The sequence below is a fragment of the Lutimonas halocynthiae genome (assembly GCF_030409835.1).
GTDB lineage: Bacteria > Bacteroidota > Bacteroidia > Flavobacteriales > Flavobacteriaceae > Lutimonas > Lutimonas halocynthiae.
The window spans coordinates 99217-123434 of sequence record NZ_JAUFQO010000005.1 but is presented as its reverse complement, the minus strand read 5'-3'; the positions used below and the strand labels follow the sequence as shown (position 1 = coordinate 123434).

Below are 24218 nucleotides of genomic sequence, written 5' to 3'. Positions count from 1 at the left end.
AGATCAATAATTTTATGAGGACAGCGTCATAACCTTTTGCCACACCCCTCTATTAACAGGCATACCCTCCTTCAAATTCCTGGCTCTTATGAGTGAACTTTGCTCTCCGGGATAATAGGTTTTACCTCCGGGATTCATCGGTTCAACATCATGTGTATAGTCAATAATTTCTTTGATGAGTTTTTCTTGCAAATTTTTATCTTTAAAAGCCGCTGGGTAAATACAGAGATATACCTGAGAGACCCCCGTTTCAAAGTCTTTTTCCCCTATTTTTGAAGTAGAGTCCCCTGCTGATAATAAAGTAGCCAGCATATCCAACACTATTGAAAGGGCTGATCCTTTCCAATAACCAATGGGTAATCCACGCTCATTTGATAGAATTTTTTCTGGGTCATTAGACAGCTCATTATCGTCATCCCAACCCCCGTGAAAAGGAAGCTTTTTTCCTCTTAGTTTATAGTCGTTTATTTTTCCAAAGGCAAATTGTGAAATAGACATATCTAAAACAACATGCCCCTCTTCTCTAGGTATAGAAATAACAAGTGGGTTATTGCCAATGCGGCTTTCTTTTCCACCCCATGGCGGCATATTCGGTTGGGTATTTGTAAAAAGTATTGAAATGCAACCCGCATCTGCTGCCTGCCTTCCATAAGTCCCACCTCTCATCCAATGATTGGTATTGCGCAAAGCCACCATACCCATTCCGTGTGATTTTGCCAACTCTACAGCCCTATTTGTACACTTTATTGCATTAATAATACCCGGACCGAGCTTACCATCCCATCGTTCAATACTCCCAAAATTTTCTAATTTTTCTGCCTCATTATCAATTTTTATGATGCCTTTCTCAATATAATCAATAAAAAGAGGGAGACGATTTATACCATGAGAATTAACACCTACCAAGGTGCTTTCGGTAAAGACATCAGCCAATAATTTGGCCTTTTCTTCTGTAAAGTGATATTTCAGAAACAGTTTTTGGAGGACATCCTGCATTTGTTTAGGCGCAATTCCTATGGTTTTTTCTGTCATTTTTATAATAACTTTAAACGTTCCTGTATAGTTTTATGTCTTCCTGATTAATGTGACTGTACATAGCAAGAAATACGATTCATTTTAACAACATTTTTTGTCTAACTGTATCGGCGGACATGGCACATTACCAAAGGAGCAATACACACAACAGTCACCTTCTTTTGGTTTTAATATTTTATGACATTTGCTGCATTCATAAAAGTACTCGCAAGAGTCAGTTGGCATCGTCTCCTCCTTTTGATACCCGCAACTCGGGCAACTTATTGTCGATTTTAAGATTGTCTTCATTGTTATTGAATTACTTTGTATCGAATCATGATTATACTGATAACACATAAATATACGAGAATTTCACAAAGCGATAAATCAATCACATCATCTTTAGACCTGACTATGCTGCCGAAATATGTCTGAAGTTCTATTCCTTTGGAATCGGAAGCTTATGCATTCTCAAAAATGATAATTTATCCCAATAACCACGTTGAAATTTAATTTTTCCATCAATTATTTTAAAAAACCCGCAACCTCTTAATCCCAAGGGGTCTTTCCATTCTAATATTGCCCATTCGCCATCTTCAAATATATTTTCAGTTATGCAAGTCATATTCGCAGCGCTAAATTCAGCGGCAAACATTTCTCCAATTGCTTTTTTTCCTTCAATCGTGTCGTTAGCTACTTGGTGATTTATGGCGTCGAAATGATATAGCTCTGCAATTTCGTTGGCATTACCCTCGTTGAATAGTTTAACCCATTTTTCTATTAGCTCTTTTCTACTCATTTATTTTTAAATTGGATTCTTTATCAAAAGTAAAAATAGATTTGATGACTATTTACCTTGCCAATACTAAAATACCAAAACAAAACGAACCAATAGAATAATCTCTGTTTCTAATTACCTATTTCTTCAACACTTCAATGAATTCCCCTGGATTTAGTTCCGTTTTTTCTCCAACATCTTTCGCATTTAGCAGATTGGATTTACTTCCAGAAATTTCAACAGAGAACGCAGCATCTCCTATGGAATGAATAGTAACCTTGCCCTTCTCGTTTTTAACAAAAACATCAGCTTCTTTTGAAAATGCGATTTCAATTCCATCAATTGTTATTTTATTGACATTGAACAATAAGGTCTCTTGATCTGTGGAAAGTGATTGAATATCATTTCCTTCAACATCGCAAAAAGGATTATTTACTTTCCAGCCTTTTAAGATGACTGTTTCACCCGCTTCATCCACTCTTTTATCATAGCCCTTATACGGAAATATTATAGTGGTAAACTGATGGTTTTTTTGACCATCTTGTGATACTACCGTCCATTGTTTTCCTCTCGAACCCGAGCTTTCCACTTTATTGACAGCGCCTAGTTGCAGAATATCGCAGCCACTGGCATCATTAAAAACAGCCCGTAAAAGTTTGGGGCCTTCTTCGGTTGTATAATGCCCTTGCCATACTTGTTTGTAAGTGTGCTGCGCATCAGACTTGAAGTTATCTTTTACAAGCCAGAAATCATCTTTTATGTAAATGACTTGTCTTGTATAGGTCACACCAACATTTTCAAAGCCATCATGACTGCCAACAAACAGATCAAATTCCTCATTGCTTTTCCAGGTTATCGTTGTTGGCTCTGGCAGATCTGCATATTGGCCGTAACCAGTTCTTCCGGCATTAGGAGTCCATTTTTTCCCGATAAGTTCATCGTCAACAAGGGCTACATTTTTAACCATTGAATTCTTAAACAAATCAAAATCAGGCAATGAATAACGGACCTGATAATTTGGTAATATATTTTGTCCATTAGCTATAGCCTGAATGCCAAGCATATCCCCATGCTGGTGCGATGGTTTTTCGTCATCTAGCCCGGCACTAATAATCATCATCTTATCATTTTTATCCCAGCCTTCCCTCATGATATAATAATTGGTTTCAGGGAATACTAACGAACCGTAGCTTGGTTTTTTCGATTGTATGTTTTCTAGTAAGTCGAGTTGCTTTTTATTCAAAAACCAATACATTTTTCTTTGTACGCCCTTGTCAGCAAAATATCCAAATTCCGGATCTTCAAACAATAAATAACCCAATGTAACTGCTCCTGAAATATCGTTCTTTTCAGCCCATGGATTGTCAGTATCGTCCTGCAACACCGGCGCTGATTTATCTGGGTAGGCAATTTTCACTAAAGTCGTAAACAGTGTTTGGAGTTTATCTTCCCACACTTGTGGCACTTTAATCCCGCTAATTTTAGCCAACTGATAAACGTAGTAATAATTACCAATATCACTCATATGATAATGTACTGATCGTTCAGATTGAAAACCGTCATCATTAACCTCTTGTGAAAGATGTTCTCCCAATCTGTCCATGGCTCTTGTATACCATTGGTCTGTGCCAACAAAATCACGTAAAAGAATGGATAACATGGCAAGGCCAGATACCCCTCTGGTTTGATGATTACCAGGCGTAAAGCTTCCATTAATTGAATATAAATGAGCCCCTTGTTGCAATAGTGTGGCAATTGTCTTTAACTGATCTCTATCTGAATAGTTTTTTTCGCCTAAAAACCTGTTGTGGATTTCAAGCCAGTTTAGTGCACGGTAACTTGATCGGAAATTTTCATAGGTGCCATTTCCATCTTTTATCTTTTCATAGGTACCCAATTCTAATGCCGCATTCAACGAATTCCTTTGGTTGACGAAATACTCAATATACTTGGCGTTCTTTTGTTCATAGAAATAAAGAAAAGAGATGTCAATCATCTTGTGCTGTCTGGCCAAATGACGCAGTCCATAGGCATTTACAGGGTCTCCGTTTAAGTAGTTAAAAGGTAAAACCCATTGTGTTGAATCGGCATACTTTTGCATATGATCCTCAGCTCTTGTATAATGGTTTAACTTATTTCCATAGATTTTCTCATACTGTTCAAATCGTGCATCAACCGTTCTCCAGTCGTAAAAAAATCGTTCTGAAAATTTCTCTCTAAAATAAGCTGCCAAAGAAGCTTCTGTAATTTCTCCATTAGCGGTAAGTTGCTTTTTAACATCTTCTTTAAGGAACTGAGTCAGCTCTTCAACAGGAATGACACTATGGGTAGGAATGTCTTGCGCAGACATTGAGATTGTCGACAAAAGAACGGTAAGAAAAACAGTTAATAATTTCATCTTATTTTTAATTTATTTTAATGAGTCTTGAGTAACTTCTCGGTTAACAATCTCAATGTGTAACATCGCATAATCCTATAGCATCTTGACACAATTTGTATCGGTTTGTATTGCTATACATTTTTCTTATTCTGATTCTTATAAGGCAGTTTGTTCTTCTGTTGGCTTTTCACGCCAATAATCTGTCAGTCTGAATACAGAATAATTATTATATCTACAAAATAAATGAATTAAGTACAGATAAACAAAGGACTTGTAATAAATATTTACAAGTATTAAAATAATTATTTATATTTGCCAAAAAAATGATGCAAAAGACAGCTTAATTTAGTTTAAAAGTATCTTTTCTGTCTAATATCATTAAATAAAAAGTATTTACACGCTAAGCTTGTAACTTATAATAACAAGATGTGTGTACTCCTTTTTAATAATAAAATAATCATTACCAATATGTTAGACTCAACCAGAGAAAAGTTAAAAAGAACAAGCACGCCAACAATTGCAACCCTGTTATTCAAACTGGGGCTTAAGAATCAATTTATTCAAAATGTAAAGCCCGTAAAAACAGGAAAGCCCACAATGGTTGGTGAGGCATTTACACTGCGCTATATTCCGGCAAGAGAAGATTTAAATCCAATAACAGTGTTCAGAGATCCGAAACATCCACAACGTGTTGCAGTAGAAACCTGCCCTGAAGGAGCTGTTATGGTTATGGACAGTCGAAAAAGTGCCAGAGCGGCATCAGCGGGCTCTATTTTAATTACGCGTCTAATGAAACGAGGTGCAGCAGGTGTAGTCACTGATGGCGGTTTCAGAGATTCCGGGATCATTGCCGATTTAGACTTCGCTTCATTTCATAGTGCTCCATCAGCTCCTACAAATCTAACATTGAACCAGGCCATGGAAATCAATATTCCTATTGGCTGTGGTGATGTTGCCGTATATCCTGGTGATGTGATTTTGGGTGATGATGATGGCGTTATGGTGATTCCGGCACATTTAGCTGACCAAGTAGCTGACGAAGCCTCAGGAATGGAACTTTACGAAGAATTTGTGACAAACAAAGTTCTTGAAGGAGCTCCTGTAATTGGCTTGTATCCACTTACTGATGAAGCGATAAAGGAAGAATTTGAAACCTGGAAATCAGATAAGAAATAAAACCAGCTATTTTTAATAAAATTCAAAGGGCTCCTATTGAAAGGGGCCCTTTTTTTTATGCAACATCAGTAATGTCACTACCGCTATTTCTTTTGAATATTGGTAATACGTTGCTTTATTTTCGAAATATGGTAGCGCATTGCCAATCTGGCTGATTCTTCATCTTGCAATTCAATGGCATCTACAATTCTTTGGTGCTCATCCAGTACTAGTTTGTTTCTGTCTGGTGAGATATTACTTTTAACACTTACACGTGAAAGACTTTGTGCTACGGCCATCGTCTTTTTCAACCCTACATGAAGATCTCCAAGCAATTGTACAAAAATGTCATTATTAGTGGCTTGAGCCACACCCAAATGGAAATCATAATCCGCCTTTATGGACAAATTAGAGGCTTCAAAATCGCTACGCATTGTATCTAAAGCATCTTTAATAAATTGAAGTTGCCCAGGTGATCGCCTCGTAGCTGCAAGCGCTGCCGCCTCTCCTTCTAATGCCATACGCACCTCGTGACTCTGAAGAATTACTGCAATATCATCGGCAGATGCAAACTTGCTTAGCCCTTTAGAAGGACTATGTAGTACAAAGGTTCCTATTCCCTTCTTTGTCTCTACCAACGCATCAGTCTGAAGCTTTAACATGGCCTCACGAACAATGGGTCTAGAAACCTGAAAGGACTTACAAAGCTCGTTTTCAGAAGGAAGTTTTTCACCCTCAGACAACATACCGGATATGATCCAATCTAATATCTGCTCATATAATTGGTTTGCTAGTTTGTCTGCCTTTTTTGGCTTTAGATTTAGGGCGCTCATACTTTAAAGATATCCATTCTGAAAATTGTGATTTATTTTTCTATTGAACTACAAATATAGAAAATATGAATAAGGCCACTAAACTTTACTGACAGTTGCTTGAACTACTGTTTCGGCTTAAATTTATAACCAATTTTAAAAAGTATGTTTATGCCTACTTCTCCTTCATTTTCAGCAAAGCCGGCATTTTTAGCGAAGTAATATACATAGCCAATACCAGCACCTGTTTCAAAATTAAAGTGCTGCCCCAGGTTCCTTCTTAAACCCCAGGATGGAATTATTGATATATCACCCACTATATTAAGATCTGGGTTAGAAATTACAAACCAATTTGGATGATAATTAATTCGTAAGGAAAGAAAGTTCCCACTATTACCGTCTATTCTTTTCCCCTTAGATTCCCTTTTGTTAAGATTGTAGTACCAGCGTGGTTCAACAGCTATTAAAGGGCTTAGGAAAAATTCTGAGTTGTTATAATACGTCCCTTCAGTGATGCCAGCATCCAGGCCTATTTCGGTTCTAAATGCAAACTTGTCTGACATTCTAAATTCATTATGTGCCCAAATACCAATAAGCCCTGTTTGAATTCCAAATACAGATTTTTCAACACTTACCTCTTGCCCATTGGCAAGGGTAAATGTCATTATCATGATACTCAATAATAGTTTCTTTTTCACTTTATTCTTTTTTCATAAAAAAGTTAAGTCAATGTCTATTTTTCATTGCATAACCAGATATAAAACTAAAACTAAATATTAAATTGATAGTAGAAAAAGAGCATTTAATTAGAGCCTTCAAATACAATAGCTTATCTGCTGACTATCAATTATATAAATAATTAATTTATATAAAAGTTCAAAGATTGTTTTGTAAATGTTTCATTTTTTGAATTCATGGAGCATCTGGTACAAAATTATTCAGATCATCCTCCCAAGAGTATTTTTTATACTTGATTTTATAATCGGAAATATCTTTATTCAGTTGCTCTTTATAGATTTTTTTTATGCCTTTTTTTCCGCCAAAGTCAGCGTAAAACCATTTGAATAAAGCTGTTGTATAAACTATTTTCTTCTGATCATTAAACTCACTTTCAACATCCAAAAATCCTTTCGTCGCCTTGTTTAACTGCTCATCAATGTCTTTCACGTTATAAAATGCTATTGGAGGACAGCTTTCTGCTCCACAATTTAAAGCAAAATGTATGCGGTAATCAAGTTTTTCTACTGCGTGCCTCTTAACGAATTTTGAGGCCCATAAATTTGCAAAATAGCCCAGAGAATATTTATACCTATATCTCCTTAAAATACCATGTTCAACATCATCAAGACTCAATAATTCACCTGTAATTGAAAATAATTTCTTGCTGTAAACTGCTGACTTACTTAGGTTTTCTTCTTTTCTAATAATCTGATAATACGCATTATATACATTAATCCAGAATGCTATTTTCTTATGATCATTTGACAAGTTTATAAGTAGTGTATTTGGATTCAAACTTTCTAATTCCAAGCGAATTGCTGCCGTATGCTCCTCCATTTTCACTTTAAGGAGCAGCTCCTCTGAAAGTTTATTAAGAAAATTTTGATCCATAAATTGCGAAGCTTTACTCTTGTTTAATTTTAAATATAAGGATTAAATTTTACCTGAAATAAGTTTATTCTAACAGCTATTGATTAAGAAATGTTGATCTGTCAATCTTATACCAATTCAGCTTATCACCGTCTAGTTCAAAAACTTCAACAAACTGAAGTCCTACTTTCTTTAAAATTCTGTTTGAAGCATCGTTTTCACAGTCTGCCATGGCACAAACTTCTTTTGCCTTAAGGGTCTCAAAAGCATATTCCAATGATGCAATAGCTGTTTCAGTCGCAATTCCCTGCCCCCATTTTCTTTTAACCAGTCTATAGCCTAGATCATAATAGTTGCTATGTTTATTGATTTCATCTGTGACTAATTTAAGCCCGGTCCAACCAACAAACTCATTGGAGTTTTTATCAATTATAGCCCAACGTCCAATACCATTATCCACATATTGTTGTCTGATAAACTTAATCACATCAACTACCTGTTCCTTTGTGCTTAACGTTTGATTTCCTAAATACCTGTGAACATCCGGGTCAGCATCCAGTTCAAACATTCCGTCGATATCAGTTGGAAGTATTTCTCTTAAGATAAATCTTTCTGTCTCTGCAAAAATTTTCATTTTTTAAACTAGTTAATTTTACGTGTCCCTCTTTTAGGCGCTTCTACAAATTTTAATCTATTTCTTTAATCGTAAAACCACTTCCCCACTATCTTTATGAACGAATTCTTTGACTTGAATGAATCCATATTTATTATAAAATGACCTTCCGATTTTATTCAATTTAAACACCTCAACCTCCAGTTTATCGTTAAACTCAGTCACAAAATTCACCAATTTTGATCCAATACCTCTTGAATGGTATTCTGGCAAAACAAACAAACCAGCTATTTCGTTATCCATCATGCTAATAAACCCTACCACAGTCGAATCAATTTCATAAACCCAAGTCTCAGAATTTGGAATGTACATATTTCTCATATCCGATTTTACTTTTTCTACGAATTCTAGATTCAAAAATGGATGCGCTAAAGTTGAAGATGTATACCATACCTTCATTATTTGTTCAAGATCATTTTCATTATGTTTTCTTATCATCATGATGTTTCTTTCTTATCTCATTTTTCTAATTTGCTTCTACTATTCCTGGCATAAAATAATCAGCGATTCCCATATTCACTTCATCTGGTGACTTCACCCAATTCCTCGCTCCATTTGTCAATAAAACAATTGTAACTGTTTCTTGAGAATCCTCTTCCCAATAATGCCTTATAGCTGATATCCCAGCTCCACCATGCCCCGTCATCCAAATCCCATTTTCCAAATCGTAGGTTTCCCAACCCAATCCAAAATAACCAGGTTTCCCATTGTTTAACAGCACTGGGTTCCAAATATTTGACAATCCTTCTTTGCTTACAATTTTTCCTTCTAAAACAGCTTGAGTCCATACGATTAATTCATCCATATTGATATTCAATCCTGCAGCTGCATACATTGGTGGGCCGTAATTTAGCGGAAACATTTCAAGATTATCACCCACCATTCTATAGCTTTTTACTCTTTTGGGTACCACTTTTTTGAATCCACCATAGTTGGCTTTACTTAATCCATATCGATCAAAATATTCTTTCTGCATATGTGTTTCAAAGTCTTGCTCTGCCAGCTCTTCAATAACCAAACAAACAAGCATAAAACCAGTAGCGTTGTATTTGGTTGTTTCGCCTGGTGCAGAACTAAATGGTTTGTCTTTTAATGCCTCAATAACAAATTCTGCACTTTCGGGCGCTAAATATATATCGTAATCGATCTGATCAGGTATACCTGAACTATGGCTTAACAATTCTTTTAAAGTCAACATTCTCCAAGACTCTGGCAAGTCTTTTCTATCAGGAAGAAATTCGCCCACCGTTTCATCCACACTTCGATTTGTGTCTTTTAATAATTTGTGTAAAGCAGTTGAGCTAAATAATTTAGACATAGATGCCACAGCAAACAAATTGTCTTCAGTCATTGGAACCTGGTGTTCAAAATTAGCAAAGCCCATTGCCTTTTTGTGCATCACCTTTCCATTGATCAGCACAGCATAATGAAGCCCTATAATTTCAAGACTGTCCATCATCTGTTTAACATAAGCATCTGATCTTTCGAAAATGAGTTCTTCATCATTTTTCTCTGTCTGCCCTTCGCATCCTGTTATAAAAAAGAAACAACATAATGCTATGGTCAACTGCTTGATATAATTCTTCATTTATTCTTGATTTTATTTTATGCTAGAATAGACGCTACAACTAATTTCTTGTTACAGTTTGATTCAGATGTCTGGCAAAGAAGGCAAATAGCGTCGTCTTTATCGTATGTGCTGGTACATTTGAATCTTGTCTATGTAGGCATCTCCTTCTCTAAAGAAACCTTTAATAATCCTACTAACTTGGAAACCCATTTTTTTATACAGGCTATACCCTATTTCATTTGTTGCATAAACATCAAGCCAAATAATTTGGATTCAGGCCTATTTCTTCAGAATATATAGACTCCTTTGTTAATATCATTCAGGAGGTTCTTATCCATTTCAACATATGTCATACTTTTTGGAAGCATCACATATATTTTGCCATCGCAATTGAAACCTTCTTTTTTTAAATCGATTTTTTTAATTTTATGCGTATGTGTTACATTGATTCTATCCCTTAACCTGATAAAAATTGGCATTGCAAATTTTGGTAGCGCTTTATGAAGGTGTTCCGCAACAATATCAATGTCAAAAATTTCTTCACTATGCTTCACAATAGTAACCATGCCTGCGCGCCCGTCATTGTTTGGAATTTGCACCCCGTACACTGCACAAATCTCCACACATTTTAAATCACCAACAACACCTTCTACTTCTGCGGTAGCAACATTCTCTCCTTTCCATCGAAAGGTATCGCCAATTCTGTCGACAAACCTAGCGTGCTTATAACCAATGTTTTGTAGCAGGTCACCACTATTGAACCAATGATCACCTGACTTAAATACATTGCGAAGAATTTTATCTTCATTCCTTTCTGTATTGACATATCCATCAAAAACAGATTCCTCACTTATTTCAGAAATCAATAAGCCTGTCTCACCTTTACCCACAGGAATGAGAAAGCCATTCGTATCCTTTATAGGTGAATCGTTTTCAACATCATATTTTACTATTCTAAAATTTTGAGGAGAAAATCCGATGGTACAATCAAAATTGAGGATATTGGCAAAACCTACATTTCCATCTGCGGCACCATAAAATTCATAGATGTTCTTGATTTGAAAACGATCTTTGAATTGATGCCAGATATCTGGTCTTAACCCATTACCCATTATTTTTTTAATGCTATGGCTTCTATCCAAATCTGATGTTGGGGCATTCAATAAATAACGACACAATTCACCGATATAAATGAAACCCGTAACCTTGTACTTTTGAACATCCGTCCAAAATTCAGTTACAGAAAATTTCCTTCTCATGACCATTGTACATGGCCCTGCAAGGGCCGTTGGCCAACCAACAATAAGCGCATTGGTATGGTAAAAAGGAAGTGGAACATACATCACATCATTAAGGCCAAGGTTCATATTTACTTTGCCAAACCAATAATAAGTCAACAACCATTTTCTATGGGTTTGTCTTGATGCTTTAGGTAATCCCGTAGTACCAGAAGTAAAAACATATGCATAAGGCTGACCTGCCATAATTTGCTGAGTAGTAGTTGGGTTCTCCGATACGACTTTCTCCAATTTCGTTTTTAGTGCCACATAATGTTTTGGGCAATCCGTCGTTTTTTGATCACTAATCCAGTAGTGCTTTTGACCTGTAGCATCTGAAATTGAACCTTTAATATCTTCAAAATATGGAAGTAATTCTTCTCCTATCATGAAATATTTTGATTTGGTAAGCTCCATGGAATGAATCAAGACCTTGCCCCGCTGGTTCGGATTGATCAGTGAAATAATGGCACCTATTTTTGCGCAGGCAGTTATTAAAAATAAAAGTTCAGGTCTGTTTTCTATAAAAGAGATCACAGTTTCACCATTTTTTACACCTTCTCCAAGAAGGTAATTCGCATACCTGTTAACAATTTGATTAAATTCATCATACGTATAGCTTTGGTCTTCAAACTTAAGCGCAGAGATACTTCCGTGATTTAATGCATTGGCCTCAATTATTTTCCCAATAGATGCATGAGTATCGTCTTTGATTACCTTGGTTTTCTTGATATTCTTTAATATCCTTGGAAGCTGAGGAACTAGCTTACTTGCTTTAGCAAGCAAATCAAAGAAGCTTATATTATTATACTGAGGCGTTTTATCCATCTCTATATTTCTTCCAGGTCTTTAATGAAAACCATTTGTGTCTTTAAGCAGCGTATAGCAATATTTTATTTTATGATGACTAATTATCATCATTTACCTTATGCGTTTTTAACCATTCTTCACCCTTTTTATCCAAAAAGAAATCCATCCAAACATAATACATCACCTCATCTTTTTCAACAGAAACAGAGTGACTTGAGCCTAATGGAATATGAAGTACCGAATATTGGGGAAAATCAATTTGGGCCTCATCTGCATAAACCACACAATTGTTTTTTGACAGACCTAAAAACAATTGTTCCAACATAGGATGTTCATGGGCGCCAACTTTATCAGGTCCTTTTGTTTGAACCGTCCCCATCGCAATTCTTGGAATGTATTTATTAGGAAGTATGGTTCGACTTACTGTATTCGGGCTTTTAATTGGCTCTGTATAAGATTCGCAATCAGTGAATTTTGCATAATATATATTTTCAGTATGATCAACTGGAAATTCTTTTAAATCCAAAAGGTCTTGCGCTGTTAATTTACTGGATATTTTGAGGTAATGCAGGGTGTCATTTTTAGCTGCATTAATCGAAATACTTTTTATTGTATTTGGTAAAAAGATCGTTTCTGGAACGATCTCATAATTTGTATTCGCTGCCGTAACATTGCCTGCACCACTTATAAACAAGTATATGGTTTTGTACCCCTCTTTGGATGCATCAAGCCTAGACATGTCACCTGTAACGGCCATATGCATCAAATGAATACCGTTAATTTCATTCCCCAAAATTGATTTTGAATATTCCTGTTTGTTTTCAGGAAGTTGCATCTGAAGGTTTTCATTTGGAATTTCCTGGCCATACATAGGTGCTAGAAGTGATAACAGAAACAAAACAGTTGTTAAATACTTTTTCATTTTAATCAGATTCAGTTTTAAACACTGATAAATATAAGGCTATAAATTTGTTTTTTGGCGACAAGGGTTTTGGTTTATACCTCCTTAATCAGAATCGTTGTTTTTATTATAATTGAGTATCTATTCACACATAGTTTTCAAATAAAAAGCGAGAACAAAGATTTACATGCACCTCCTCGCCTCAAGACACATTCATTGTTCGCAATCTAACAAACCGCACTCAAAACCTAATCCTCCTGATTAAGGTATTGTAAGCCTTTATACAAAGCTATCATAGGAACAGAGCGATGGTCTTCATTTTCAAAATATTCTATTTCGACATTTACTTGCCCTTCCGATTTCTCTTTTACTAAGGCATAAAAAGCGTCATGTCTTTTTTTATTTCGTCCATTACTGGCCTCTCCCTGGTTTGCTGTAGCGATATAAAGTTTTTTATTCAATGATACTGGAGTGATCGCATCAACTTTCTGCTGCCTCATTTCATCATCCCACCATAAACTAGGGTCGATAGCAATATAAGCATCAAACAGACTATTTTCATCGATGTATGCATTCAAAGCAAGCAGACCACCTAAAGAATGTCCAACAAGCGTTCTAAAAGGATCTGTTCTATAATTTTTGTCAACATATGGTATGAGTTCCTTTTCAATAAAATTCAAGAAATTTCTTCCTCCACCCATCGTATTGACACGTTTGGTCTTTATTTTTGTCACCGTAAAATCTCGTTCGCGGTCAACATTTTCGATGGCTATAATAATTGTTTCCGGCATCATATAATTTCGAACCCTACCCGCACTCATAAAATGTACTACGCCAGATGCTGTTTTAAAATGAGTCATCCCATCCAATAATATTATAATTGGATATGTATTCTCCACATCAGATGATTCATTATACGAATCAGGAAGGCTTATAAAACAAGTCCTTGCTTCATTAAGGATGTTAGAATTTATTGTAAACTCAGTTCCTAATATGATAGCGCTATCCTGCTGAGCAAATGAAGTTTGTAAGCCAAAAAGGAAGACCGTAAAGAAAGTAATTATTAAGTTTTTCATTATTTGGTTTGTATTTAATTAAGGTTCGATAGCAACAGTTTCAATACTTATTTTTCTTCCAATATTTTTTTCAATACTGGTTCTGAAGATTCACTACCCAAATCTACTGCTTTTGAATAGCTTTTTATCGCTTCATCTTTTTGTCCATATTTCAAATAAGCCTCACCAAGCGAATCCCATAAGTTTCCATCTTCAGGGAAGTATTGAACATTCAACTTAAACAATTCCAATCCCCAACCAGGTGCTGCTTCTTTCTTTAATTTACGGTACCCTATCTGGTTCAGAATGGAATGGTCATTAAATTCAGCTTTAAGTTCTTGTTTAAGAAAAGCAGGTAATTTATCGGCATCATTTGACTCATGTGTATTTGTAAAACCATGAATCAATTCATAAATATTTTCAGAAAGGGGTGTTGCACTATAATTAGGATCAAATACCATTTTACTTATTTCCCATGCTACTGATTCAGATTCGTTTCCTAAAAATGCGTTGGTTAGGTAAATAATAACCACCTCATCATCTATAAATCGAATAAAATCTGCGAAATAAATTCCATTACTTCCATTGTGTGTTACAATTTTAGTGCCTCGTTCACTATTAGAGATGGCCCAACCATAGGCATAGTGTGATGTCATATTTTCATTTTCAGCGACATAGGCAGTCTCTTGAGTTTCCTTAGTTTCTGCGGATAAAACATTATTATTTTTTAAGGCAACATGCCATTTGTAAAGATCTTCAACAGATGAATGAATGTCACCTTTACCTATACTGTACCAGTGCTTATTAGAATACGGAAGATGTTCTTGGGTTGTTCCCCAATCTAACCATTGCTCATCTCCTATATGGTAATAGTAGCCATGGGCAAGTTTTTCAGTGCTAAACGATACACTTTTATATCCCGAATAATCCATCCCTGCAGGTTCAAATAGATTTTCATGTAGAAAAGCAGCATAGCTTTGTTTTGAAACGGATTCCAAAATGGCTGTAAGCATAATATAATTGGCATTGGCATATTCGTGTTTTGTACCAGGTTTAGATTGTAATACTGATGCAAAGAATTCCTTTAAGAACTGTTCTTTATCAGCCTCATCGTATCTAAAGCCACCGGTTCTGGGAGAAATTCCTGAGCTATGCGTTAATAATTGATGAACCGTTATATCTTTCTTGTCTGTGGGTGCTTGCTTATAAAATATGCTGATTTTATCTGATGTTTTAATCTTTCCTTGTTCAACAAGTTTTAGAATTGCTGATGCCGTAAATTGTTTTGTTACCGAACCAATATTATAAACAGTCGAGGCTGTACTGGGTATCTTATTTTTTCTGTCTGCCCAACCATACCCTTTAGATAAAATAATATTCCCTTTTTGTGATACCAGAACAGATCCCGAAAATCCATTCAACACGCTTGCCTCTAAATAAGAGTCAATTTTAGCTCTAAGATCCTTATTGCTTTCTAATATTTGTGCATTTAATGAGAGGGTACCCAAAACAAATTGAGTAAAAAAGAGTAAGCTTAAAAAGGTGATTTTCATAATTTTTTGGCTGTGATTATTAATTATAGCTGAAGTTTAACTTAAGACTTGTAGCTACTTATTTTTCCAAACCTAAGTTTGCCAATTCTCTGGAAAGAGTAAAGGCATCCTGCCGGGTTCCAAAACTATTTGACAAAACAACAGAGACAATTTTTTGGTCTAAAAAAATAGAGAAAAAAGAGCTGGCTCCAGGCTGAGAACCCCCATGCTGAATAATTTTTCCATATGCTGGGTCATCATAAACCGCCCATCCAAAACCATAAGGATCATCTCCTATTGCCGGGGCGAGTTCATCTGTTGAATTGATCATCATTTCCAAAGTACTACTTTCAATGAGCTTGTTATTGAGAACAGCCTCTCCGAATTTGAGCAAATCTTTGACTGTGGATTGTACACCTCCAGCTGAATATATGACGCTTAAATCAGTATTTGGGCTCTTTATAAACATAGAACTGACTTTAAGATAGAGAAGTGATTTGTTCTTATATTTTTGCTTGTCTTCTTCCAGACTTGTATCAGGCATGCCTGCTTTATCCCAAATGTTCTTTCTCATATACTCCCCAAAACTCATTTGAGATACATTTTCAATGATTGCGCCTAAGACAGTATATCCGTAAGAAGAGTACATGTATTGCGTACCGGGTTTAAAGTCAAGCTCTTTATCCTTAAAGGCATCCAGCGCCTTGACTAAAGTTGGATAATGAGTGAATGAAAGCGCATCCCACTTTGATGCGTAATGAGGAATTCCAGAAGTGTGTTTAAGCAGCTGCCTTATGGTGATGTCGCCTTTGACTTTTTTTGGAAATTCTTTCAAATAAGTTTGAATTGGTTTATCTAAATCAAGTATACCTTTTTCGTAGAGCTGCATAATTGCAATGGCTGTCATTGGTTTGGAAACAGAGGCTATCCTTCCCAGCATATTGCTATCTGTTCTTTTTTGATCAGCTTTATTAGTAAATCCTGCTCCACTTACATAAGTCACACAATTATCTATATGAAGACCACTAGTAACTCCCAAAAAGTTATTAGACGCCATATGCTCATTGACAATTTCATTGGCCTTACTTTCCAATTCATCCTCTATGGCAAGCGAAGCGATTTCACAATTAAAATCAATTTTGCTTTTAGCTTCAGGAATTATGGCTTGGCTGAACGGATTGAATGACAGCGGTTCAATAACCCAAGTCACACCACCCGTTAGAATTAGAATAATAACAAAGAATACACTTCTTTTTTTCATTAATTGCATTTATAGATAATTGAAATCAGACGTCACAATTTCCTTTTTGTTACAAGCATATTTTACATTGAAACTTTCTATTTGAGTTTAAGCGCTTAGGGGTCCTAGCAACAAATTTTATTTTAGACTTATAACAACGTTTCCTTGTTTAAGCCCCTGTTCAAGATATCGGTGGGCATCTGCAACATCCTGCAGATCAAATGTACTGTCGAGAATTGTTTTAAGCTGCCGATCTTCTATCAAGTTTTTGAGAAAATCTAAGTCCTCAATATGCGGGTTTGTTAATCCTGTCATCATTTTCTTATTACTCGTCAAGGAGACCCAAAGGTTTGGTAATAGTCTTGTTATTAATGGAATAGCAGAGATATACCTCCCCTTGTTATTTAGTAATCGCAAGCTTCGTTTATGTGAAAGAGAGCCAACAACGTCAAATACAATATCGTATGTCATTCCCTTCTTGGTAAAATCACCTTCCTTATAGTCGATAACCATATCTGCTCCTATTGAGCGCAACATTTCGAGTTTGTTTTTGCTGTCTACTGCGGTTACTTTTGCTCCAAAGTGTTTTGCTAGCTGCACAGCATAAGTTCCTATACCTCCACCAGCTCCATTGATCAGCACGTGTTCACCCTTTTTAATCTTTGCCTTTTTCAAAAAATGCAATGAGTCCAAGCCTAAGCCAACCGGAGCAGCTTCCTCAAAGCTCATATTTGAAGGTAACTTTGTCAAGGCATAGGCGTCTGAAAGACATACAAATTCGGCATGCGCGCCAAAAGTTGGGCTAATCCCAAAAAGCACATCCCCCACATTGAATGATTTTACTTCAGAACCGACTGATTCGATTTCTCCGGCAAAATAACTGCCAAGTGTTTTTATTCTGGGTTTTCTAAGGCCAAAATATAGTCGCGCCAAAAACCAGGTCAAACTGGTAATCTCAGGTCTTCGCATTTCACAGTCTCCCATCGTAACAGCAGCGGCTTTGATTTTAAGCAAGATTTCCTTGGCTTTTGGAACCGGTTTTTCGACTTCTTTAAATTGAAGTACCTCCGGGGGGCCATATTTATAAAAAAGGACAGCTTTCATTTTTGATTTCATCGGTGATTGATTCGAGTTCACTCCATTCTAATTAAAGGTATTGGCAAGTATGTTCATAAGCCCACAATTTAGAGTGCATTATTACCCATTCACTTTAACTATCATTTTTTACTTATTTTGGTATGTGAGCCCAAAGCCAAATTCAAACAATGGATTTTCACTATCATAAGGAACATCTGTTTTTTGTTTATAAACAGCTTCCATAGATGAAGGCAATTCAAAAGGTAATTTCCCCTTCGGTGATGCGTTACCAAAAAGTACTTCACAAACCGATTGATCACTAGCTCCATAATCGGCAATTACAGCCTGTGCTGCCTCTGAAATTTCAGGAATCACCGCTGGCCTGTCTAAATATAGATTTACAACTGTAGGAACAGTTTTTAATAGTTTTAAAATTCTTGCCTTTTCTTCCCCCTTAAAATCTAAATCACCATGATGAAACCCTTTAGCCATAGGAACCTTAGTATCAACCGGGTACCAAGGTGTATTTAATCTGATAATAGCTAGATCTGCCTCCTGAGGCGTTTTGACTACCATGGCATAGCCGGCAACTGTTATACTGTCTATGTTTTCAATATAGACCTTGAGCATGTTTTTTGAAATTGGTAAAGTTTCTCCTTTATTTTTAAGCAAGGTCATCGACTCCTTCTGCGTTCTTTCTCCTAATTCTTTTGATGACTTTTTATTAATTACAGCAGCTACCTTACCCTCATCCACAAATGGATTGTCGAATAAACCCAACTGAAATTTTTGTCGGAGTAAACGTGTAATTGATTCATCAATTCTTTCTTCTGATAATTTACCTTCTTTAACCAATTGAACTACTAACTCCGGTCGATTCTCTCCACCAAATTGATCACAGCCCGCATCTATTATTTTTAAAGCTCTTTCTGCAGCATTTAAATCCTCTACCCCCCAGGCTCTGGCCTTCCATACCACATCAGGCCCCATAGGCAGGTCAGAAATCAAACCCCAGTCAGTACAAACTACACCATCGTATTTATACTTCTCTCTTAGCAGCGTTGTTATAATTGCTTTATTATAGGCCATGGCAACATTCTCATCAGTTTGGTCAGTTGGAATACCATAGTATGGCATTATAGCAGCAGTATTCGCCTCAAAAGCTGCCTCAAAAGGAATTAAATGATAATCAAAATTGTCTCCAGGATATATTTGTCCTTTTTGAAAAGAAAAATGAGGATCTAGACCTTCTTTCTGAGGGCCACCTCCCGGAAAATGCTTTGTCATGCAAGCAATACTATTTTCGTTCAACGTTTCACCTTGCATGCCTTCAATATATGCTGTAACCATTCTTGCAGTCAGTTGTGCATCTTCTCCAAATGCGCCATTTATTCTAGCCCATCTTGGTTCAGTTGCCAAATCTATCTGTGGATGAAGAGATTCTCTGATCCCCACCGCTAAATATTCTTCCCTTACAATATTTGCAAACTCCTTTACAAGTGCTGCATCACCAATTGCAGCAAGTCCAAGGGTCTCACAAAATTGGGAAAAACCCTTAGCCTCAAGTGAAAAAATACTATTACTAAAATGATGACGAGGGTCAGAAGCAATCGTGACAGGAATACCGAGTCTGGTTTTTTCTGCAACTTGTTGCGTAGCGTTATACCATTTCGCAAAAATATTTAAATCAGCAGGAATACTCCAAATATTAAAATGGTTCATTTTAAGCGTATCCATATTGAATACCACCGATTTCATTCTAGATGAAGAGCCCTTAAGCCCCTGCTTGCCATCCGGCAAACCATCCTCACTAATGGGCGCACCATTAATGAACATCATTCCGGCTTTTTCTTCCAGTGTCATTTGACTCAATAAGTCTTCTACTCTTGCCTCAATTGCCTGATTGGCATCTTCGTAGACATCCAATTTTTCATTTTTATTTAAATCTCTAAAACGTACACCTTCTTTTTCAAGAATGACTTGAGATTTGTCAGTCACCATTTCTAATAATTGATTTTCTTTTACTTCCTTTTTAGCTGGCTTGCAACTTGCTAAAAGAATAAGCCCTAAAAACACTAATATCGCTTTGTTCATTGTTCCTCTTTTTTCCTTTAATTAAAAAACATATTACAAATATACCAATTCAACTGAGTGTTAATTGGTTTCCAACAGATTGTGTTACTTTTAAATCTTATAAAGGCATGAACACCTGCCCCCTTCAAAAGCTGATTTAGATTTACTTATGTTACATATTGAAAATCTGTGCAATACCTTTTGTTGGCTCTCGTTTATTCAGTCCATATATTAGCCATTAAATAGGTCTTCGCCTTTCCGCTAATAATTACCCTGTCGTTTTTGTTTTGACAATGTAATCTCCCTACTCTATCAGAAATTTGAATCGCATTTAGTTCCTTTTTTTTAAGTCTTAATGACCAAAATGGAATAAGTGAACAATGTGAAGAACCTGTTACCGGGTCTTCCAAAATTGTTGCTTGCGGCGTAAAAAATCTCGATACAAAATCACATTCCCTTCCTTTTGCTGTGATAACGACTCCACCTGGATCAAGATTTATCTGGTCAAATATTTGTCTGTCAATTTTGATATTTTCGATTTCTTCTTCAGTGTCATAGACTAATAAATAATCTCTTGATTTATAGATTTCCTTCGGTTGTTGATTCAATGAATTTTTAATTATTTTGGGGAGCTCACAAGCGATAGGCATTCGCGATGGAAAGTCTAGATCATACGAATCATTTTTTACCGTAACGGTCAAATCTCCACTCAGCGTTTCAAATATGATTAGATCCTTGGGATAGTTTAAAATCGTCTTTAAGCAATGCGCCGTTGCAAGTGTTGCGTGTCCGCACAAATCCATTTCAATTTCTGGCGTAAACCATCGCAAATGTATTTTATCCCCATTATCTACAAAAAACGCAGTTTCAGCTACGGCATTCTCTTTGGTGATTTTAAATAATAAGTCATCGGTTAACCAATATGTTAAAGGAACCACACAAGCTGGATTTCCACCAAAGGTTTTATCCGTAAATGCATCAATTTGATATAGTTCAAGTTTCATTTAACTTCGTTTTTCAATAACAGCTGTTGCGGGTTATTTCTAATTTACTTCTTTTCTAATTCTTTGTTTCCTGAAAATGCATAGACGAGAAAAGCTCCAAATCCAATACTAAGCAGACCACTTAAAGGAGCAAAGGGTTTGGCATCAGGAACAATCGACGCCATAAAGCCGTGAAAACTTTCTTTACCAATGAACACAAAGATAACGGCAGCTATAATAAATAAGTAACCGAATACTTTCATTACGCCAGGGTGTTTTGAATCTCTGGCAGCAGCAATAAATAAAATACCAAAAACCAACCTGCCTGCTATAGCAAAGATATATAGCGAGGTGCTTTCCATATCATTTTCTATCCAACCTATAATGATTTCAGGATAAGCTAGCAGAGATACGCCCACAAGAATTATCAGAACTCCAATTAACTTGACGATTATTTTCATGACTAGGTATATGATCAATTCAGTATTTTTATAATAACCACCATGGTTCAGTTATGAACAGCTCACCAGCACTATTGATTGTGCATGTAGTTATTGAATACTCCACTCGTAAAAGTTAGCGCCTTTATTTAATTCAAACCCTGTTTTTGGATATAAATTATTTCCAATCAAATTTGATTTTTCAGTTTCCAAAAACATGCCACAAGCATCTGACGTCTTAACAAGCTCTTTAGCCTTATTGATCAATCCAATTGAAATTCCTTTACCTCTATTGTCAGGATCTACAAAAAGATCGTTTAGAAGCCACAATTTCTCCATTCGCGTAGAAGAGAAAAGTGGGTATAATTGAACAAAGCCTACTAACTGACTCTCAGTATTTTCAGCCACAAATATTTCAGAATCATTACTAGAAATTCTTTCGGCTATAAAGTCTTTGGCTCCGTCAATATCTGCTTCTTTGCGATAGAAAACTCTGTACTTATCAAACAACGCAGCTAAATTATCTAAATCTTTATTTTGGGCTTTTCTATAATTCATTTTATTGTTTTTTTACTTAATTATAATTTTTCCTTAAGCGCTTTTCTCCAAAAATACAGCCCAAAAACGAATGTTACAATCGCAAACATGATACCGTATTCACCAAGCCAATGTTCTGTTCCTTCAATTTCAATAGTTAAGGGAGGGAATACTTTCTGAATGTATACATTACTTACTGCATGGAAGATTACTGCAGGCCATAAACTTTTAGATTTAAATGTATAATAAGTCATTATAAATGACATAGAAATAACAACAACAAAAAAAGTTATCAATTCCATCGAGACATTTTTGCCATAATATACAATTAAAGGCCAGTGCCAGGAAGCCCAAATAAATCCGCTAAAAAGTGATACACCTGTAAAAGAAAGTACCTTTCTTAATTCATAGATAAAAAAACCTCGCCACCCAATTTCTTCTCCTAAAGTAGTTGCCATTGCTCTAATAACACCAACTGTTCCTAATAAGAAAACACCTATAACTGCGGCAATTGTTGGCTTTAATGTTCCTATTCCTATTAACCCGAGTTCTTTAGCCCATTCCAAAACTATCTCCTCATTCGGAAATCCTCCTAATCCAAAAATCCAGATAAGCGCATAGGTAGTTAAAACGTATAATGCCGGAACAAAATAGGATAAGCGAATATATTTCCAGCTTCCCCAATCCCAATGTAGAGAAGATATAGGCCGTCCTTTCAATTTTATTGTAATCATGGCGGCTATGGCAGGGCACCACATCAATCCACCAATATAAATCCGTGAAGGATATAAATTAACTATTGCATAATGAAATAGTGAACTTAGTATGGTAACAATTCCAAGGAAAGTGAATATAGTTTTCCAAGCTTCCTTTTGTATTGTTAATTTTTCTTGCATATGACTTTGCTGATTGATTAGTTTACAGAAGACGAAAGGGCAGTATTTTTGTTACCTTCTTACTTAAGATTTAGATTAAGGCCGTTTTAATGTCAGCTATAAATAAAACTGTAGTATCAATTATTATATGTTGTCTTGCAATGTGCTTTTATTTGCGTATTTGATTCATAACGTTTTTCCAAGCATTAATAATTTCCTGTACATCTCTTCTAAGCAAACTTTCATTCACTGCAAATCGCATTGTGTCATTTTCACCAGAACGCAAGCGAATGTTGTATTCTTCATATAGTTTTTTCGCCAATTCCGCTGAACTAATATTAGTTGCTAATTTAAGCATATAGATATTAGTTCCATTGTCTATACTGCTTATGCTAATTCCATCTATTTTGTTGAGCTCATCAATTAATCTTTTTGCAGTAACCACAACCTGGTCTAAGCGTTCAGTAAGCCCTTCCAAGTAATGTAAAGCAATGGCAGTGTTATTCCAGTTTTGAAAGGTGGTTCCTCCCAGAATTTTTATCTGATGAGAAAGTTGATCAATAACCGCTGCATCGCCGCAAAGCATTGCGCCTCCATTTGCGTTCAGGTATTTGTATAGTGACACATATACCGTGTCAAAATAAGAAGCGTATTCCTTTAGCGAAACGTTTGTAAATGCCGATGCTAAATGGATACGCGCTCCGTCTAAATGCATCTTAAAACCATTTTTTTTACAATAAGCACTCACCTCTTTAATCGTCTCAATAGGCACTGCTGTGCCATTAGCGCGTCTAATAGGGTTTTCGATAACAACAGTCCCTAAGCCACTTCTGAACACTTCATTTTTATCGATATATTTTACGGTATTTTTTAAATCCTCCAATTGAAAATAAGGCTTGTCTTTTCCCGTAGGAACTAATCTAAGTCTATGAACACTTTGTGAAGCGTCAGCCTCATCTCTGAAAACATGCGAGTTATCAGGTACAATTACTTTTGTATTGTTTCCATTCAACAGCTTTATAGCCAACTGGTTCGCCATGGTTCCGGTAGGTAAATACATGGCTTTTTCTTTACCAGTTAGTTTTGCAAATTCTTCTTCAAGTTGTTTGGTACTTCCACCATTTCCATAGAAGTCATGTTCAAGGGGCTTTCTTTGATCAATATCAGTTAGTACTTCTAAATACTGTCTAGGTGATAGCTCAAGACCATCATAAATAAAGTTGACAGCTGTTTCAGCATTTTTCGCAGTATCAGTGTTATTATTCTCTGACCAAGGCATCGCATGCATAGCAGCTGTTGGAAGTAAAAACGGAACAGTTGATATACCACATTTTTTCAGAAAGTTCCTTCTATTATTTTCCTCTATTGTATTTTTCATTTTTTATATTATAAATGTTGCCTTATTTCCTAACCCATTGTATGTGTTGTTGTAGAATACCTTTAGTT

The 24218-nt window shown here is 35.9% G+C and carries 23 protein-coding genes; 1 reads left to right on the top strand and 22 read right to left on the bottom strand.

Annotated features, from left to right (window positions below; genetic code table 11):
* Positions 1-12: 12 nt before the first annotated feature.
* The 4 genes from yiaK to QWY87_RS11180 all read right to left on the bottom strand — a co-directional run bounded on the left by yiaK (position 13) and on the right by QWY87_RS11180 (position 4190).
* Positions 13-1032: a 3-dehydro-L-gulonate 2-dehydrogenase gene (yiaK, locus tag QWY87_RS11195; protein ID WP_290291183.1), complete on the bottom strand. Its 1020-nt coding sequence runs from the start codon at positions 1030-1032 to the stop codon at positions 13-15.
* Between the two features lie 84 nt (positions 1033-1116).
* Positions 1117-1323, bottom strand: a complete 207-nt coding sequence (locus QWY87_RS11190) for a GDCCVxC domain-containing (seleno)protein (protein WP_290291182.1) — start codon at positions 1321-1323, stop codon at positions 1117-1119.
* A gap of 130 nt (positions 1324-1453) precedes the next feature.
* The gene (locus tag QWY87_RS11185; RefSeq protein ID WP_290291181.1) at positions 1454-1813 is read right to left on the bottom strand and encodes a nuclear transport factor 2 family protein; all 360 of its coding nucleotides are present in this window, start codon (positions 1811-1813) and stop codon (positions 1454-1456) included.
* 118 nt (positions 1814-1931) lie between these two features.
* The gene (locus QWY87_RS11180) at positions 1932-4190 is read right to left on the bottom strand and encodes a heparinase II/III family protein (protein ID WP_290291180.1); all 2259 of its coding nucleotides are present in this window, start codon (positions 4188-4190) and stop codon (positions 1932-1934) included.
* Positions 4191-4640: 450 nt separating this feature from the next.
* Between QWY87_RS11180 and QWY87_RS11175 the strand changes: the two genes are divergently transcribed.
* On the top strand, positions 4641-5348 hold the full coding sequence (locus QWY87_RS11175; RefSeq protein WP_290291178.1) for a ribonuclease activity regulator RraA: 708 nt from the start codon (positions 4641-4643) through the stop codon (positions 5346-5348).
* A gap of 83 nt (positions 5349-5431) precedes the next feature.
* Here the strand turns inward: QWY87_RS11175 and QWY87_RS11170 are convergent, their stop codons facing one another.
* From QWY87_RS11170 to QWY87_RS11085, 18 genes are all read right to left on the bottom strand, one after another.
* Complete coding sequence (locus tag QWY87_RS11170) at positions 5432-6160, bottom strand: FadR/GntR family transcriptional regulator (protein WP_290291177.1); 729 nt, start codon at positions 6158-6160, stop codon at positions 5432-5434.
* Between the two features lie 104 nt (positions 6161-6264).
* Complete coding sequence (locus QWY87_RS11165; protein WP_290291176.1) at positions 6265-6837, bottom strand: hypothetical protein; 573 nt, start codon at positions 6835-6837, stop codon at positions 6265-6267.
* A 214-nt stretch (positions 6838-7051) separates the two neighbouring features.
* Complete coding sequence (locus tag QWY87_RS11160; protein ID WP_290291174.1) at positions 7052-7750, bottom strand: DUF547 domain-containing protein; 699 nt, start codon at positions 7748-7750, stop codon at positions 7052-7054.
* A gap of 76 nt (positions 7751-7826) precedes the next feature.
* The gene (locus tag QWY87_RS11155; RefSeq protein ID WP_290291172.1) at positions 7827-8363 is read right to left on the bottom strand and encodes a GNAT family N-acetyltransferase; all 537 of its coding nucleotides are present in this window, start codon (positions 8361-8363) and stop codon (positions 7827-7829) included.
* 57 nt (positions 8364-8420) lie between these two features.
* A complete protein-coding gene (locus QWY87_RS11150; protein ID WP_290291170.1) occupies positions 8421-8843 on the bottom strand; it encodes a GNAT family N-acetyltransferase in 423 nt (140 codons plus the stop codon).
* A gap of 25 nt (positions 8844-8868) precedes the next feature.
* The gene (locus tag QWY87_RS11145) at positions 8869-9990 is read right to left on the bottom strand and encodes a serine hydrolase domain-containing protein (RefSeq protein WP_290291168.1); all 1122 of its coding nucleotides are present in this window, start codon (positions 9988-9990) and stop codon (positions 8869-8871) included.
* A gap of 269 nt (positions 9991-10259) precedes the next feature.
* Entirely contained in the window at positions 10260-12077 is a 1818-nt protein-coding gene (locus QWY87_RS11140) for a long-chain-acyl-CoA synthetase (protein ID WP_290291167.1), read from the bottom strand.
* A gap of 79 nt (positions 12078-12156) precedes the next feature.
* A complete protein-coding gene (locus QWY87_RS11135; protein WP_290291166.1) occupies positions 12157-12981 on the bottom strand; it encodes a cupin domain-containing protein in 825 nt (274 codons plus the stop codon).
* A 227-nt stretch (positions 12982-13208) separates the two neighbouring features.
* The gene (locus QWY87_RS11130; RefSeq protein WP_290291164.1) at positions 13209-14036 is read right to left on the bottom strand and encodes an alpha/beta hydrolase; all 828 of its coding nucleotides are present in this window, start codon (positions 14034-14036) and stop codon (positions 13209-13211) included.
* 47 nt (positions 14037-14083) lie between these two features.
* Positions 14084-15568: a serine hydrolase gene (locus tag QWY87_RS11125; RefSeq protein WP_290291163.1), complete on the bottom strand. Its 1485-nt coding sequence runs from the start codon at positions 15566-15568 to the stop codon at positions 14084-14086.
* 58 nt (positions 15569-15626) lie between these two features.
* Positions 15627-16808 carry a serine hydrolase domain-containing protein gene (locus QWY87_RS11120; RefSeq protein WP_290291162.1) on the bottom strand — a complete coding sequence of 394 codons (1182 nt, stop codon included), beginning with the start codon at positions 16806-16808 and terminating at the stop codon, positions 15627-15629.
* A gap of 117 nt (positions 16809-16925) precedes the next feature.
* Positions 16926-17891 carry an NAD(P)-dependent alcohol dehydrogenase gene (locus tag QWY87_RS11115; RefSeq protein WP_290291160.1) on the bottom strand — a complete coding sequence of 322 codons (966 nt, stop codon included), beginning with the start codon at positions 17889-17891 and terminating at the stop codon, positions 16926-16928.
* Between the two features lie 120 nt (positions 17892-18011).
* The gene (locus QWY87_RS11110) at positions 18012-19958 is read right to left on the bottom strand and encodes a glycoside hydrolase family 3 protein (RefSeq protein WP_290291159.1); all 1947 of its coding nucleotides are present in this window, start codon (positions 19956-19958) and stop codon (positions 18012-18014) included.
* A gap of 194 nt (positions 19959-20152) precedes the next feature.
* On the bottom strand, positions 20153-20941 hold the full coding sequence (locus QWY87_RS11105; RefSeq protein ID WP_290291158.1) for a PhzF family phenazine biosynthesis protein: 789 nt from the start codon (positions 20939-20941) through the stop codon (positions 20153-20155).
* Positions 20942-20985: 44 nt separating this feature from the next.
* Entirely contained in the window at positions 20986-21381 is a 396-nt protein-coding gene (locus tag QWY87_RS11100) for a hypothetical protein (RefSeq protein ID WP_290291157.1), read from the bottom strand.
* 90 nt (positions 21382-21471) lie between these two features.
* On the bottom strand, positions 21472-21918 hold the full coding sequence (locus QWY87_RS11095) for a GNAT family N-acetyltransferase (protein WP_290291155.1): 447 nt from the start codon (positions 21916-21918) through the stop codon (positions 21472-21474).
* A 20-nt stretch (positions 21919-21938) separates the two neighbouring features.
* Positions 21939-22793, bottom strand: coding sequence for a CPBP family intramembrane glutamic endopeptidase (locus QWY87_RS11090; protein ID WP_290291152.1), 855 nt, complete (start codon positions 22791-22793; stop codon positions 21939-21941).
* A gap of 148 nt (positions 22794-22941) precedes the next feature.
* The gene (locus QWY87_RS11085; protein ID WP_290291151.1) at positions 22942-24150 is read right to left on the bottom strand and encodes a threonine aldolase family protein; all 1209 of its coding nucleotides are present in this window, start codon (positions 24148-24150) and stop codon (positions 22942-22944) included.
* Positions 24151-24218 lie beyond the last annotated feature (68 nt).